The organism is Novosphingobium sp. (assembly GCF_965228995.1).
Lineage (GTDB): Bacteria > Pseudomonadota > Alphaproteobacteria > Sphingomonadales > Sphingomonadaceae > Novosphingobium.
Window position 1 is genome coordinate 1,789,179 of record NZ_OZ245852.1, and the last position, 14,483, is coordinate 1,803,661.

Below are 14,483 nucleotides of genomic sequence, written 5' to 3' on the forward strand. Positions count from 1 at the left end.
GTTGCCGTGCAAAGCCCCGGGTTGCTGCTCACCGTACTGGCCTTCGTGGCGGTGCTCGGGCCGCTCGTGTTCATTCACGAGCTCGGGCACTATCTCGTCGGCCGCCTGTTCGGCGTGAAGGCGGACAGTTTTTCGATTGGCTTCGGCAAGGAAGTGGCAGGCTGGACCGACAAGCGCGGCACCCGCTGGAAGCTCTCGATCCTGCCGCTGGGCGGCTATGTGCAGTTCGCGGGCGACATGAACCCCGCCAGCACACCCAGCGCCGAATGGCTCTCGCTGCCCGCCGAAGAGCGCGAGCGGACGTTTCAGGCCAAGCCGGTCTGGCAGCGCGCGCTGATCGTACTCGCCGGGCCGCTGACGAATCTCCTGCTCGCTGTGGCGATCCTCGCGGGCTTCACGATGGCCTATGGCAAAGTCGTCATCCCGCCAGTTGTCGGCATGGTGCAGGAAGGCTCGGCCGCGGCGAAGGCCGGTGTTCAGCTCGGCGACCGGGTCGTTTCGTTGCAGGGCTCGGCGATCGACAGCTTCCTGCAGATCCGCCTCGCCGTCGCGCAGCATCCGGGTGAACCGCTCGATCTCGTCATCGAGCGCGGTGGTCGGCGCATCGCGCTTCCGGCGGTAGCGGCCTACAAGGAAGAGACCGACAAGTTCGGCAACACCCAGAAGATCGGCTATCTCGGGATCGGCCCGGCCACGGCCGAGCGTATTGCCGTGGGGCCTGTCGAAGCAGTGGCCGACGCGGTGGTCCAGACGCGCGACATCATGGGCATGATGATCACCGGCATCGGCCAGATCGTGACCGGCAAGCGCGAGATCAAGGAACTGGGCGGACCGATCAAGATCGCCAAGTATTCGGGCGAACAGCTGGTCTCGGGCTGGGCGAACTACGTCTGGTTCATCGCGCTCATCTCGATTAACCTCGGGTTCATCAACCTCTTGCCAATTCCGGTGCTCGATGGTGGCCACCTCGCATTCTATGCGATCGAGGCGGTCAGCCGCCGACCGGTCAGTCAACGCAGTCAGGAATGGGCCTTCCGCACGGGGCTTGCTCTGGTGGTTGCGCTGATGCTGTTCGTGACCTTCAACGACGTTGCATCGCTGCGCGTTTTCGGAGGGTGAGGCGACCTGTATTGACCGGTTTTGTCCGCGCTTCATCGCCGGACGGTGGGGGGAGCCGGATTTTCCACAAAATGCGGGGCAATTACGGTCTGCTGCGGTGAGCTTGCTTGATTGGCGGGCCTGCATCGGGCAGGAGGCGGCATCGCGGGGCGTGACGGATTGTTGCCGTCGCGCGCCATGGTGCGGGGTGAGGCGGTTGTTGCCGCTTCGCTGCACGAAGAAACGGGATGGCGCTTGGTGATGAATGCTTGCAACTTGCCCCGGACCGCACGCGGCATGACCGGCCAGAGCAATCTGGCAGCCACGCTAGCGGCGCTCGCGGCAACTACCTGCCTTGCCGGCATGCCGGTCCTCGCGCAGGCGCAGGGCGTATCGGCACGGGCGGCTCCGGCCGCGCCTGCTGCTCCGGCCGCGGCGCCTGCTCCAGCCCCGGCTCCGCCGCCCGCTCCGGTCGAGTTCGTCCACTCGATCACCATATCGGGCGCACAGCGGCTCGAGGCTGATACGATCCGCTCGTACATTCGCCTCAAGGAAGGCGACAAGTACACGCAGGCCGCCGCTGACCAGGTTCTCAAGGACCTCTACGCGACCGAACTGTTCGCCGATGTCCAGGTGCGCGACAATGGCGGCGACGTGGTGATCGAGGTCAAGGAAAACCCGGTCGTCAACCGCATCATCCTTGAAGGCAACAAGCGCCTCAAGGAAGACAAGATCCTGCCCGAGATCAAGCTCGCGGCGCGCCAGATCTTCACGCGTTCCAAGGTCCGCGCGGACGTTGCCCGCATCATCGAGCTCTACAAGCGCCAGGGCCGCTTCGCCGCCTCGATCGAGCCCAAGATGGTCATGCTCGATCAGAACCGCGTCGATATCGTGTTCGAGATCAACGAGGGCCCGAAGTCGCGCGTTCGCCAGATCAACATCATCGGCAACGAAAAGTTCTCCGCCAGCCAGCTGCGCGGCGAGATGGTGACGAAGCAGGCGCGCGTGTTCCGCGTGTTTTCCAGCGGCACCAGCTACGATCCCGATCGCCTCGCGTTCGATCAGCAGAAGCTGCGGCAGTTCTACCTCACCAACGGCTATGCCGATTTCCGCGTCGTCTCGGCCGTGGCCGAACTCACGCCCGACAAGCGCGATTTCATCATCACCTACGTGGTCGAGGAAGGGAAGCGCTACAAGTTCGGCGACGTGAAGGTCGATAGCCAGCTGCGCGATTTCGATGGCGATGCGCTGGCCAAGCGCCTGCCACTGAAGGCTGGCAACTGGTACAACGCGAAGCTTGTCGAAGATACGGTCGACAGCCTGACCGAGACGGCGGGCAGCTTCGGCTATGCCTTCGCCGACGTGCGGCCTGACTTCAACCGCAACAAGGACGACCTGACGATGTCGGTCACCTTCCGCATTGCGGAAGCGCCCCGCGTCTATGTCGAACGCGTCGATGTCAACGGCAACACGCTCACGCAGGACAAGGTCGTCCGCCGCGAGTTCCGTGTGGCCGAGGGCGATGCGTTCAACTCGTTCCAGATCAAGCGCTCGTCGAACCGCATCAAGTCGCTTGGCTACTTCCAGGAGAAGTTCGAGGTCGAGCAGAAGCCCGGCTCCGCGGCGGATCGCATCTTGCTCGAGGCCAATGTCGAAGAGAAGCCCACCGGGCAGCTCCAGCTTTCGGCCGGTTTCTCGAGCCTTGAAAGCTTCATCTTCCAGGCTTCGGTCCAGCAGAACAACTTCCGCGGCCGCGGCCAGACGATCGGCCTTTCGGGCGACATTTCGCGCTACTCGCGCAGTGTGCAGGTCAGCTTTACCGAGCCGTACCTGTTCGATCGCAACGTTTCGCTCGGCCTTGATATCTACCGCCGCGATTTCAACAGCTTCAACTTCTTCAACAGCAACCGCAACACGACCTACAAGAACGCCACCACGGGCTTCCAGGTCCGTGCCGGTCTGCCGCTGACCGAGTACATGTCGCTGATCGGGCGCTACACGCTCAATCTCGAGGACGTGACCCTCGATCAGGCCACCTATTATCTGCCCGATGCCAACGGCAATCTGCAGTGCTCGATCTACCTCGCGGGCCGCTACCTGTGCGACGCGATCGGCAAGCGCACGAGCTCGATCATCGGTGCCAGCGTGGTCTACGATACGCTCGACAATCGGCTGCGCCCGACGAAGGGTACGCAGTTCGTGCTCGGCGTTGATGTCGCCGGGCTCGGCGGTTCGGTGCGTTATGCGCGCATCAATGCCAACGCTTCGCGCTACTTCGCGCTGGGCAAGGGCTTCGTGTTCTCGCTGCGCGGTGAGGGCGGCGCGATCAAGGCGCTTGGCAACCGCACCAATGATCCCACGGTTGATGACGTCCGCCTGACCGATCGCTTCTTCCTCGGCCAGCCGCAGCTGCGCGGCTTTGACATTCGCGGCGTCGGCCCGCGCGTGCTGCGCAAGTTCTACAGCGGGTTCGATCCCAAGGACGGCACCGGCGGCACGGTGAGCACCGACCGCAACCAGTTTGTCGACGATGCGCTCGGTGGCAAGTACTACTACCTCGGCCATGCCGAGCTCGAGATTCCGCTGGGCGCTGGTGCGCGCGAACTTGGCCTCAGGCCCTCGATCTTCGTGGATGCAGGCGCTGTGTTCAGCGTGGCCCGGCCGGCCGTGTTCGGCACCACTCTGCTCTATCAGGACAACATCACCGGCAGTCTGACGACTAAGGCGTCCGACGCTAGCGGCAAGCCCAACAACGTATCTCAGAAGTTCGACGAGACTTTCCTTGGTGACAGCCCCAAGCCGCGCATTTCCGTCGGCGTCGGCGTCAACTGGAACTCGCCGTTCGGACCATTCCGCATCGACGTCGCCAAAGTCCTCAGCAAGGTCGATGGCGATCGTACCCAGACAGTCAACTTCAACGTAGGAACCCAGTTCTGATGCAAAATCGTATTTTTGCGGCGTTTGTCGCCGCCCTCGCGCTTGGCACGGCGCCCCAGGCCATGGCTCAGGCCGCTGCCCCGGTCCAGAGCACGCCCGGCGGCATCATCGCCCCCGGCATTGCCTATGCCAACGCCCAGGCCGTGGTCGGCGCTTCGGCTGCCTACAAGACCGCGATGGTCCAGCTGCCCGTCACCTACAAGGCGCAGATCGATGCGGTGAACACCCGCCGCAACCAGATCACCGCGCAGCTGAAGCCGCTCTACGACAAGTTCGAGGCGGACCAGAAGGCTGCGAAGCCCGATCAGGCCGCGCTCCGCACGCAGGCCGCCCAGATCCAGCAGCTCGAGCAGTCGGCCGAGCGCGAGATCCAGCAGATGGCTGAGCCGCTCAACGTGGCCCAGCAGTACATCATCGAGCAGATCAGCGACAAGCTCACCGCTGCCACGCAGGCCGCGATGACCAAGCGCAAGATCACGCTCGTGTTCGATTCGCAGAGCGTGCTGAAGGCCGATGCGGTCTACAACCTCAATCAGGATATCCTGAACGAGCTCAACACGCTGATCCCCAGTGTGCAGCTCGTGCCGCCCGCTGGCTGGCTGCCGCGCGCCCAGCGTGAAGCTGCCGCTCAGCAGGCCGCCGCGCAGGGTGCTGCTCCCGCTGCTGCCCCCGCCGCACCGGCGGGCAAGGCCCCCGAAGGCCGCTGAGGCAAGCGCGAATGAGCGAGGTCTCGGGAGACGCGGAGGGCTCGCCCTCGGCACCGCTCAGCATGGACATCCGGGGGGTGATGGCGGCGCTACCGCACCGCTATCCCCTCCTGCTCGTCGATCGCGTCGTGCAGCTGGTGGTGGGGGAGCGCATCCACGCCATCAAGGCCGTCTCGATGAACGAGCAGTTTTTCCAGGGGCACTTCCCGGGCCGACCGATCATGCCCGGCGTCCTGCAGATCGAGGCGCTGGCGCAGGCCGCCGGCGTCCTCGCCGTGGAGTCGCTCGGGCTCGCCGGGACCGGCAAGCTCGTCTATTTCATGGCGATCGAGGAAGCCAAGTTCCGCACGCCGGTGGAGCCGGGCTGCCTGCTCGATCTCCACGCCGAGTTCACCCAGAAGCGCGCCCGCGTCTGCAAATTCTCGGCGCGCGCCATGTTGGGTGACAAGATCGCGACCGAGTGCAGCTTCACGGCGATGATCGCGGATAGCTGAACTTCAGGTAGATTTATTTCGCGCAGAGCCCGCAGAGTTCGCAGAGACGGCGTGTTTGCGGCTTTGCTGCTTCCCTTGCTTGCTGTCGAAGTGATGCAACAAGGCCTGCGGCGCGAAACCACGGCATTGCGATCTCCGCGCCTCTGCGCGAACCAATGCACGGTTCACCCGTTGCCTTTCCGGCGCAAACCGCTTAAGGGCGCGCCTTTCCGAGATTCCCTGAGGCCGGTCGGAACCGGCTTCGCAGTGTGGAGCGAGACCCATGAAAGCCAATACCCACCCCGATTACCACATGATCAAGGTGCAGATGACCGACGGCACCGTGTTCGAGACCCGCTCGACCTGGGGCAAGGAAGGCGACACCATGGCGCTCGAAATCGATCCGCTGTCGCACCCGGCGTGGACCGGCGGCACCCGCCAGCTCGATCAGGGCGGCCGCGTTGCCCAGTTCAACAAGCGCTTTGGCGGTCTCACGCTCAAGAAGTGAGCGTCAGGCAAGTCCCGATTCAAGGAAAGGGCGGCTTCGGTCGCCCTTTTTTCGTGAAATCCTTTTTCCGCGGCCCTTGCCATCATGGCACGGCGGGGTGAAACAGCGCCCATGGCGATCCTGACCAACGCACTCGACAAGCTGCTCGGCTATCAGATGCGCCGCGCGACCGCGGTGCTGATGGCGGATTTCGTCCGCACGCTTGCCGATTTCGATATGCGTCCGGCGGAAATAACCACGCTGCTGGTCATCGCCGAAAATCCCGATTGCTCGCAGAGCGAGGTGGGAGAGGCGATCGCGATCAAGCGCGCCAACATGGTGCCGATCATCGCCCGGCTGATTGAGCGGGACCTCGTCGCGCGCACCCGCGTCGATGGCCGCAGTCTTGCCTTGCGCGTAACCGACAAGGGCGCGGCGCAGGCGGCGGAGGCCTGGCGCCGCATCGCCGAACATGAGGCCCGTTTCCGCGAGCGGCTCGACCCCGCCGATCTCGAAACCGTGCTCACTGCGCTGCCAGTGCTGCGTTCTGCTGTGGAAGACGGGGCGCCTGATCTCTCGTAGCCGCCATGGCCTAACAATCGATACTGTAACCTGATTGCACAGGCGCCGCGAATTCGGTGCGATCCTCTCATTTTTACCGGTTGTCGTGGTTGGGCCCGCCGCCAATCCTCTCCCCGGAAGTCGGGACCAAGCACTGCAGGGAAAAACCGCAGGCTCCGGCTGTCCATTGGATGAGAGGAGAATGGCATGCGGTATACGCGCGTTCTTGGCTGGTCGTCGCTTGCGGCGGTCGCTGTTTCCCTGGCCATGCCTGCCCACGCGGCAGAGGCCGCAGACGCTGCCGCTCAGGGCGGCGGTGCAGCGGAACCGACCGGCAAGGATGTCATTATCGTAACCGCCACGCGCCAGGCGACGGACAAGCAGAAGGTCGGCGTCGCGCTCACTGCGATCACTTCCGAGGACCTTGCCCTGCTCGCTCCGCGCACGCTGCAGGATCTGCAAGGGTCGGCTCCGAACGTGTTCATCGGCATCGGCACTGCCGCGCCGGGGCAGAGCGCCATCTTCATCCGCGGGCAGGGCTATGCCGACGTGGAAAAGACGCAGAGCCCGCCGGTCGGCGTCATTCAGGACGGCGTGTTCTTCGGCAACAACACCGGCCAGCTACTCGACATGTTCAACGTCTGCTCGGTCGAGGTCGATCGCGGCCCGCAGGGCATCTTCTATGGCAAGAATACGACCGCCGGCCTGATCAATGTCAGCCGCTGCGCCCCCACGCGCAAGCTGGGCGCGTCGGTTGAAGCTGGCTACGGCTCGTTTAACGAGTTCTACGGCCGCGGCGTGCTCAATGCGCCGCTTGGCGCGAACGGTGGCATCGCCTTTTCCGGCCAGTATCGCCGGACTGACGGCTACTACAACAACGTGTTCACCAAGCAGCGCGCCGGCGGCAGTGATTACCGCGCGTTCAACCTCAAGATCAATTATGACCTGACAGACTGGCTCAACGCCGATCTCAGCCTCGATCATATCCACGAGACCGGCGGCGGCACCCCGGTGCAGTTCGGCAACGTGCTCACTGCCGGCATCCTGAGCGGCGGCAGCCCGGCGGCCGTCTGGCCGAATTACAACCCCGTAACCGGCAGTCCCGATGGCCTCAAGCCGCGTGAGATCGGCAACAACCTCGGCGCTGACAAGGACCGGCTGAACACCAATATTGGCAGCCTCACCCTGAAGGCGAAGACCCCGATCGGGGATCTCACCTCGCAGACCTCGTACATGTCCTCGGGCGATACGGTGAACCAGGACTTCGATGGCACCTGCAAGGGCGCGCCTGGCTGCACCAGTGTCGGTAACCCGCTGCTGGCGGCCACCGGCAGCGCGCTCCTGACCATCCGTGACCAGACTTACAAGCAGTTCACGCAGGAAGTTCGCCTGCAAGGCAAGGCCGCCAACGGCCTCGTCGATTACCTCGTCGGCGCGTTCTACTACGATCACAAGATCACACTGCACCAGAACACCAACGGAGCGATTGATCAGTTCTCGGGCGAGAAAGACCACAGCTGGTCGTTCTTCGGCAACGTGGACATCAACCCGACCGACACGATCAAGATCTCGGGCGGTCTGCGCAACATCTTCGAGGCCAAGCGCTTCGATACCCGCTACATCCTGCTGGGCACGATCCCGCTGGTGGGGCCGATCAATGATCGCCGCAGCTGGCAGAAGCTGATCACCCGTTTCAACGTGCAGTGGCAGGCAACGCCTGATCTGCTGCTCTACGTGAACCGCTCGGAAGGCTTCCGCTCGGGCGGCTTCTCGATCCGCGGCACGCTTTCCGAACAGCAACCCGGTCAGACCAATTGCGGTCCGGCACCTTCAGGCGGCGGCGAGGGTGGCGGTGCTGCGGCAGCGCTCGATTGCTCGGGCAACAACTTCCTCTCGTTCCTGCCCGAAACCAACACGACCTACGAAGCGGGCCTGAAGACGAAGTTCTTCAACCGCGCCGTGACCTTCAACGTCGCCGGCTTCATCAACGACATCAAGAACTTCCAGCAGTCGCAAGTTGTCGTCACACCGGGCTACGGGCCGGGCACCAACACTTATGTCACCAGCTATCCCAAGGTGCAGATCAAGGGCCTCGAATTCGAGCTCAATCTCGATTTCGGGAAGATGACCCCGTCGCTTGAGGGCTTCATGCTCGCGGGCACGGTCGGCATTCAGGATGCCAACGTGAAGGACGGCAAGATCAACGGCCAGACCGCCGCCATCGGCGCCGGTGCACAGGCCGGTGCGCCCGGCACCACGGCGGACTTCAGCGGCACCACCCTCCAGCGCGTACCCAGCAACAACTTCACGGTGCGCGGCACCTATTCGCGAGATCTTTCCGCCGATGCCAAGGTCTCGCTCACTGCGGGCTATTCGTGGATCGACAGCTTCTCGCTGGGCACTTTCGCCATCTTCAACGATATCCAGCCCAGCTACGGCTTGCTCGATGCCTCGGCCACGCTGAACTACAAAGGCTACTTCCTGCGCGTTTCGGGCAAGAACCTGACGAACAAGGACTACCGCACCCAATCCCTGCCCACCGTGTTCTTCCAGGGCTGGGCCCCCCCGGCGACGTTCATGGTCTCGGCCGGCGCGAAGTTCTGATCGCGGCGCAAGACTGATCGGCAAGACCCCGGCGGGACAGGTTTCCGCCGGGTTTTTGCGCCGCCATTGGAGAGCGCGCCGAGGCGCTCGGGGTAGCAGCAGCCGCGCTTTTTGCGGAAATCGAGCAGATCATCGCCGCCCTACAGCTTTGAGCCAACGCGCTGGTTCGTGTGCAGCTATGATGCGCCCCGCAAGATTCCTCTTCCCATTTCGCGCCGGTTCTGCAATGGCGCTCGCCCGCGCCGCCTGTGCTTTCGCAGCGGCGTGATCGTGTGGCGATCATAGCTCAGTTGGTTAGAGCGCCGGTTTGTGGTACCGGAGGTCGTGGGTTCGAACCCCATTGGTCGCCCCATTTTCTCCCCAGCTTGAGACAGTTGTCGCCCCTGCACCAAGGTTCAGGCGCGCTAAGCTCTTGCTCCCTCTGCGGGCAGGTGGCAGAGGATGGTGCCAAGGACAGGTTCGACTGTCCTGCCAAGTTACGGACGTACCTGCCCGCTCATGCACGGCTTTGCCAATCCTGCCCGCTTCCTGCGCATGGCGCGCTGGCTGATGCCGTTGATGCTGGTGCCGGGGCTGATCCTCGCGTTCGGCGCGCTGGCCTGGGGCCTGTTCATGGTCCCGCCCGATCGGCTCATGGGGCAAACGGTGCGCATCCTCTTCATCCACGTGCCTTCGGCCTGGCTCGGCATGGCCGGCTGGTCGACGATTGCGATCGCGAGCCTGGTCGAACTGGTCTGGCGCCATCCGCTCGCGGGCATTGCGGCGCGGGCGGCGGCGGTGCCGGGAGCGGCGTTCACCGCGATCTGCCTTGCCACCGGATCGATCTGGGCACGTCCGACATGGGGCACCTGGTGGGTCTGGGATGGCCGGCTCACGAGCTTCCTCATCCTGCTCTTCCTCTATTTCGGCTATATCGCGCTCGCCGGCGCCGCGCAGCGCGATGCCGCGGCGGGTGAGGGTGCAAGCCGCGTCACCGCGATCTTCGGCCTTGTCGGCGCGGTCAACATCCCGATCATCAACCGATCGGTGGTGTGGTGGAACAGCCTGCACCAGCCGCCTTCGATCACCGCGGGCAAATCGGCGATCGATGCGGCGTTCCTCTATCCGCTGCTGATCGCGGCGCTGGGTTTCACTCTCATCTTCGGCGGACTGGTGCTGGCGCGCATGCGCATGCTGCTCGCCGATATCCAGACCGAGGCGCGCCTGCGCCGCAAGGCAATGGCATAAGCGGCGGAAAATGCACGAGAGGCTTGATCAATGGCAGTTCGTTGCCGCCGCGCTTACCATCGGGGTGGTAGGCACGCTCCTGCTCGTGGGCTGGACCCTGTGGGCGATGCGGCGCGCCGAAAAGCGCCGCGACGTCGTTCGTAACTCTGGGCAGCGCGACAAATGAACACCACCAGCAAGCCTGCCATGATCAAGCCCAAGCATCAGCGCCTCGTGCTGATCATCCTCGCGCTCGTCGCGCTGATCGGTGCCGGGCTGCTCGCCGCCTATGCGCTGAGCAAGCAGGCCGCCTACTTCTACCTGCCGAGCGAACTTGTCGCCAAGCCGCCAGAGGCCGGCCGCGCGGTGCGCCTTGGCGGCATGGTCGAGAAGGGCTCGATCAAGACGCTGCCCGATGGCGTGACGATCAACTTCATCGTCAGGGACGACAAGGCGCGCGTTCCGGTGCGCTTTTCCGGCATCACACCCGATCTCTTCGTCGAAGGCTCGGGCGTCGTCGCCGAAGGACGCATGGAAGGCGCCACGTTCGTGGCCGACAATCTGCTCGCCAAGCATGACGAGAAGTATGTGCCGCGCGAAATGAAGAACATGACCACAGCGCAGGCCAAGGCCGTGATCGCGGAGACGAAATGATCGCCTACCACCATGATAGCTGAACTCGGCCTTGCGATGCTGTGGATGGCGGCCGCGCTCGCCGTCCTGCAGCTGGTGGCCGGCGCGCTCGCGCTGCGCCCGGCAACCGCGCACCTTGCCGGCGTCGTGCGTCCGGTGGCGATCCTGCAAGGCGTGCTCGTCGCCTGCGCTTTCGCGTCGCTGATCTCGCTGTTCCTCACCACCGATCTCTCGGTCAAGCTGGTCGCTGAAAACAGCCATTCGGCCAAGCCTTTCATCTTCAAGCTCGCGGGCACATGGGGCAACCACGAAGGCTCGATGCTGATGTGGGTGACGATCATGAGCCTGGCTGGCGGTTTCGTCGCGCTCATCGAAAAGCGGCTGCGGGAGGAAACGCTCATCGCCACGCTGGCCGGGCAGGCTTTCGTCAGCCTCGGCTTCTATGCCTTCCTGCTGCTTGCCTCGAACCCCTTCACGCGCCTGGCAGAGCCACCGCCCGAAGGCGCCGGGCTCAACCCGCTGCTGCAGGACATCGGCCTCGCGTTCCATCCGCCCACGCTCTACGTCGGCTATGTCGGGCTCTCGATCGCGTTCAGCTTTGCGGTCGGCGCACTCGTCACGCGCGATGTCGGGCCGGCGTTCGCCCGCGCAATGCGCCCCTGGGTGCTCGGCGCGTGGATCTTCCTCACGCTGGGCATCACCGCCGGTTCCTATTGGGCCTATTACACGCTCGGCTGGGGCGGCTGGTGGTTCTGGGATCCGGTCGAAAACGCTTCCCTTATGCCCTGGCTCGCCGCCACTGCGCTGCTGCATTCGTGCAGCGTGCTTGCCGCGCGCAATGCGCTGCGGACCTGGACGGTGATGCTCGGCGTGATCGCCTTCTCGATGTCGATGGTCGGCACGTTCCTCGTGCGCTCGGGCATCCTCACGTCGGTCCACGCCTTCGCGGTCGATCCGACACGCGGCACCTTCATCCTCGCGCTGCTGGCGATCTACATCGGCGGCGCGCTGCTGCTCTTCGCCTTGCGCGCAGGCACCGTCACCGAAGGCGCGCGCTTTGCCGTGGTCAGCCGCGAATCTGCCCTCGTGTTCAACAACGTGATGCTCTGCGGCATCCTTGGCATCGTGCTCGTCGGCACGCTTTATCCGCTGCTGACCGAGGCAATGGGCGTGAAGGTCTCGGTCGGCCCACCCTATTTCAACCCGGTTTCGGCAGTCTTCGCGATCCCGATGATGCTGGTCATGATGGTCGGGCCAGTGCTGCGCTGGCGCGAAGATACGGGCGGGCGAATCACCTGGCAGATTGCGGTACCCGCGCTGGTCATGGCCGCCGCGCTGCTGGTGGTCGAACTCCTCTTCGCGCCGATCAATCTGCTGCCTGCGCTCGGCCTTTCCATTGCGCCGGGGCTGGCCGTGGCCTCGCTCCAGCCGCTCGTGGGCCGCAACTTGCGGCGCACGCCGCTGCCCATCTACGGCATGGTTGTCGCGCACTTCGGCATTGCCGTCGCGCTGTTCGGCATGGCGAGCGAGGGCGCATTCTCGACCGAGCGGCTCGCCGCGATGAGCCCCGGGGACAGCCAGCAGGTCGGCCCGTGGAAGGTCAGCCTGCAAGCCATCGATCCCGTCGCCGGGCCGAACTGGACCGCGCTCGAGGCGACCGTTGCGGTGAGCTATGCCGGCGCTGCACCCAGCGTGCTCCACCCGCAGGCCCGCACTTTCGCCAATCCTCCCGGCAACCGCACCGAAAGCGCGCTGCTCACTCGCTGGAACGGCCAGCTCTATGCCGTGCTCGGCGAAGAGGGTGATGACGGCCGCTGGCAGATGCGCTTCTGGTGGAAGCCCTTCGTGCCGATGATCTGGTATGGCGGCGCACTCGTCGCGCTGGGCGGCCTCCTCGCGCTGCTCGGCCGGGTTGCGCGCGATGTGAAGCGGCTCGTCGCGATCGACAAGATCGCATGGCGCCGCGAAAGGCAGGGGCGATGAGCGACGCAACCGTCCCAAAGCGCCCCGGCCTCGCCGTATGGCTGCCGCTCGGCCTCTTCGCTGGCTTCCTCGCGCTCGTCTTCGTCGGGCTCTACTGGCCGGCGGACCGCGAGGTTTCGAGCGCCTTTATCGGCAAGCCGCTCCCCACCTTCGATCTGCCCCCAGCCACCGACGTGCGGCCAGGCCTGGCGACCACCGTGTTCCAGCAGGGCAAGCCGCGCCTTCTCAACGTCTTTGCCAGCTGGTGCGTGCCCTGCGCGGTGGAATCGCCGCAGCTGGCCGCGCTCGCCAGGCAGGGCGTCGAGATCGACGGCGTCGCGATCCGTGACCGCAAGGAGGATGTCGCGCGCTTCCTCGGTCAGTATGGCAATCCTTTCGCGCGGATCGGCAAGGACGATCTCAGCCAGGTCCAGCTCGCCATCGGCTCGTCCGGTGTGCCCGAGACGTTTGTTGTCGATGGCAAGGGGATCATACGCTACCAGCACATCGGCGATATCCGGCCCGAGGATGTGCCGATGATCATGCGCAAGCTGGCGGAGGCGCAGTGATGACGGCACTTCCCACCCGGCACTCCGCCCCCATCGTTCGTCATCCCCGCGAAGGCGGGGATCCAGAGCGGCGCAGCGCAGCTTTGCCCTGGCTTCCGGCCTTCGCGGGGATGACGAAGGTCTGGGTGCTGATCCTGACCGTCCTCGCCGCCCTCGCGCTCTCCGCCCCGCTGGCTGCGCAGGACATGCTCCCACCCGCGCCCTATGCCTACAAGCAGCTGGCCGATCCGAAGCAGGAAGCCAAAGCGCAGGCGCTGATGGAAACGCTGCGCTGCCTCAAGTGCCAGAGCCAGTCGATCGCCGATTCCGATGCGCCGATGGCCGGCGACATGCGCCATCAGGTGCGCACGCGCATTGCTGCCGGGGAGGATCCCGAAGCCATCCGCCAGTGGCTGATCGAGCGCTACGGCGATTACGTCAGCTATACGCCGCAAGTGAAGCCGATCACCTGGCCGCTGTTTGCCGCGCCGCTCCTTTTCCTCGCGCTGGCGGCGTTCCTGCTGCGCGGGCGTTTCCGCCGGAGTAAGGGCGCATGACCTGGGTGCTCATCCTGATCGTTGCCGTCGTCGTCTGGGGCGTGATGGCCTTTGTGCTCAAGCTGCCGCGCACCGGCTGGGAAATCACCGCTGCGGCGCTGCTGTTCGGCATCTCGGGCTATGCGCTGCAAGGCCACCCCGGGCAGCCGGGTGCGCCGCAGGCGCCGGTCGAAAGCGCAAAGCTGGCTGATCAGACGCTGGTCAAGGAACGCCAGCAGATGGGTACGGCGTTCGGGCAGGGCCAGTCCTGGCTGATCCTCGCCGATGCGCTCACCCGGCAGGGCCAGTTCGGCGCCGCTGCCGATGTGCTGCGCAGTGCCATCGCCAAGTCGCCGCAGGATGCCGATCTGTGGGTCGCGCTCGGCAATGCGCTCGTCGGCCATACCGATGGGGTGATCACGCCGGCCGCGCAGTTCGCGTTCCAGAAAGCCGCCACCATCGCGCCCGATCATCCCGGCCCGCCGTTCTTCATGGGCCTCGCGCTCGCGCAGACCGGGCGGCTGGCCGAAGCACGCACGCTCTGGGCACAGCTGCTCGCCCGCTCGCCCGCCGATGCACCCTACCGCGCTGACTTGCAGGCAAGGCTGCAGCGGCTCGACTCGATGATCGCCGAGCAGGCCCAGATGCAGGGCGGCATGGCCGGCGCACCGGCAGAGGCACCTTCCGGTGCCAAGCCGGCCCAGCAATAATTTAAAAATCAAGAGCTTATT

The 14,483-nt window shown here is 64.8% G+C and carries 14 protein-coding genes and 1 tRNA gene; all 15 read left to right on the top strand.

All coding sequences use genetic code 11. The features are described 5' to 3' along the window. Positions 1–6 precede the first annotated feature (6 nt). On the top strand, positions 7–1,119 hold the full coding sequence (rseP, locus tag ACO056_RS08425) for an RIP metalloprotease RseP (protein WP_421854590.1): 1,113 nt from the start codon (positions 7–9) through the stop codon (positions 1,117–1,119). A gap of 276 nt (positions 1,120–1,395) precedes the next feature. Further along, complete coding sequence (gene bamA / locus ACO056_RS08430; RefSeq protein WP_421855397.1) at positions 1,396–4,035, top strand: outer membrane protein assembly factor BamA; 2,640 nt, start codon at positions 1,396–1,398, stop codon at positions 4,033–4,035. Then, entirely contained in the window at positions 4,035–4,742 is a 708-nt protein-coding gene (locus tag ACO056_RS08435; protein WP_421854593.1) for an OmpH family outer membrane protein, read from the top strand. The genes bamA and ACO056_RS08435 overlap by 1 nt, the downstream gene beginning before the upstream one ends. A gap of 11 nt (positions 4,743–4,753) precedes the next feature. After that, positions 4,754–5,236: a 3-hydroxyacyl-ACP dehydratase FabZ gene (gene fabZ, locus ACO056_RS08440; protein WP_421854596.1), complete on the top strand. Its 483-nt coding sequence runs from the start codon at positions 4,754–4,756 to the stop codon at positions 5,234–5,236. A gap of 262 nt (positions 5,237–5,498) precedes the next feature. Beyond that, on the top strand, positions 5,499–5,723 hold the full coding sequence (gene rpmE, locus ACO056_RS08445) for a 50S ribosomal protein L31 (protein ID WP_054123190.1): 225 nt from the start codon (positions 5,499–5,501) through the stop codon (positions 5,721–5,723). A 111-nt stretch (positions 5,724–5,834) separates the two neighbouring features. Next, positions 5,835–6,284: a MarR family winged helix-turn-helix transcriptional regulator gene (locus tag ACO056_RS08450; RefSeq protein WP_421854599.1), complete on the top strand. Its 450-nt coding sequence runs from the start codon at positions 5,835–5,837 to the stop codon at positions 6,282–6,284. Between the two features lie 186 nt (positions 6,285–6,470). Beyond that, positions 6,471–8,867 (top strand): TonB-dependent receptor, encoded by a 2,397-nt coding sequence (locus ACO056_RS08455; RefSeq protein WP_421854602.1) that lies wholly within the window; start codon positions 6,471–6,473, stop codon positions 8,865–8,867. Positions 8,868–9,142: 275 nt separating this feature from the next. Next, a tRNA-His gene (locus ACO056_RS08460) sits at positions 9,143–9,219 on the top strand. Positions 9,220–9,365: 146 nt separating this feature from the next. Further along, entirely contained in the window at positions 9,366–10,094 is a 729-nt protein-coding gene (gene ccmC, locus ACO056_RS08465) for a heme ABC transporter permease CcmC (protein ID WP_421855400.1), read from the top strand. Between the two features lie 10 nt (positions 10,095–10,104). Then, positions 10,105–10,260: a hypothetical protein gene (locus ACO056_RS08470; RefSeq protein ID WP_421854605.1), complete on the top strand. Its 156-nt coding sequence runs from the start codon at positions 10,105–10,107 to the stop codon at positions 10,258–10,260. Then, positions 10,257–10,727 (top strand): cytochrome c maturation protein CcmE, encoded by a 471-nt coding sequence (gene ccmE / locus ACO056_RS08475; RefSeq protein ID WP_421854608.1) that lies wholly within the window; start codon positions 10,257–10,259, stop codon positions 10,725–10,727. The genes ACO056_RS08470 and ccmE overlap by 4 nt, the downstream gene beginning before the upstream one ends. A gap of 12 nt (positions 10,728–10,739) precedes the next feature. Then, positions 10,740–12,689 carry a heme lyase CcmF/NrfE family subunit gene (locus tag ACO056_RS08480; protein ID WP_421854611.1) on the top strand — a complete coding sequence of 650 codons (1,950 nt, stop codon included), beginning with the start codon at positions 10,740–10,742 and terminating at the stop codon, positions 12,687–12,689. Continuing rightward, the gene (locus ACO056_RS08485) at positions 12,686–13,237 is read left to right on the top strand and encodes a DsbE family thiol:disulfide interchange protein (protein ID WP_421854614.1); all 552 of its coding nucleotides are present in this window, start codon (positions 12,686–12,688) and stop codon (positions 13,235–13,237) included. The genes ACO056_RS08480 and ACO056_RS08485 overlap by 4 nt, the downstream gene beginning before the upstream one ends. A gap of 110 nt (positions 13,238–13,347) precedes the next feature. Beyond that, positions 13,348–13,773: a cytochrome c-type biogenesis protein gene (locus tag ACO056_RS08490; protein ID WP_421855403.1), complete on the top strand. Its 426-nt coding sequence runs from the start codon at positions 13,348–13,350 to the stop codon at positions 13,771–13,773. Continuing rightward, positions 13,770–14,462 carry a tetratricopeptide repeat protein gene (locus ACO056_RS08495; protein WP_421854617.1) on the top strand — a complete coding sequence of 231 codons (693 nt, stop codon included), beginning with the start codon at positions 13,770–13,772 and terminating at the stop codon, positions 14,460–14,462. The genes ACO056_RS08490 and ACO056_RS08495 overlap by 4 nt, the downstream gene beginning before the upstream one ends. Positions 14,463–14,483 lie beyond the last annotated feature (21 nt).

Bases quoted from the DNA above. Each gene is read 5' to 3' on its own strand.
- bamA (WP_421855397.1), top strand. From the start codon at position 1,396: ATGACCGGCCAGAGCAATCTGGCAGCCACGCTAGCGGCGCTCGCGGCA.
- ACO056_RS08435 (WP_421854593.1), top strand. From the start codon at position 4,035: ATGCAAAATCGTATTTTTGCGGCGTTTGTCGCCGCCCTCGCGCTTGGC.
- fabZ (WP_421854596.1), top strand. From the start codon at position 4,754: ATGAGCGAGGTCTCGGGAGACGCGGAGGGCTCGCCCTCGGCACCGCTC.
- rpmE (WP_054123190.1), top strand. From the start codon at position 5,499: ATGAAAGCCAATACCCACCCCGATTACCACATGATCAAGGTGCAGATG.
- ACO056_RS08450 (WP_421854599.1), top strand. From the start codon at position 5,835: ATGGCGATCCTGACCAACGCACTCGACAAGCTGCTCGGCTATCAGATG.
- ACO056_RS08455 (WP_421854602.1), top strand. From the start codon at position 6,471: ATGCGGTATACGCGCGTTCTTGGCTGGTCGTCGCTTGCGGCGGTCGCT.
- ccmC (WP_421855400.1), top strand. From the start codon at position 9,366: ATGCACGGCTTTGCCAATCCTGCCCGCTTCCTGCGCATGGCGCGCTGG.
- ACO056_RS08470 (WP_421854605.1), top strand. From the start codon at position 10,105: ATGCACGAGAGGCTTGATCAATGGCAGTTCGTTGCCGCCGCGCTTACC.
- ccmE (WP_421854608.1), top strand. From the start codon at position 10,257: ATGAACACCACCAGCAAGCCTGCCATGATCAAGCCCAAGCATCAGCGC.
- ACO056_RS08480 (WP_421854611.1), top strand. From the start codon at position 10,740: ATGATAGCTGAACTCGGCCTTGCGATGCTGTGGATGGCGGCCGCGCTC.
- ACO056_RS08485 (WP_421854614.1), top strand. From the start codon at position 12,686: ATGAGCGACGCAACCGTCCCAAAGCGCCCCGGCCTCGCCGTATGGCTG.
- ACO056_RS08490 (WP_421855403.1), top strand. From the start codon at position 13,348: ATGACGAAGGTCTGGGTGCTGATCCTGACCGTCCTCGCCGCCCTCGCG.
- ACO056_RS08495 (WP_421854617.1), top strand. From the start codon at position 13,770: ATGACCTGGGTGCTCATCCTGATCGTTGCCGTCGTCGTCTGGGGCGTG.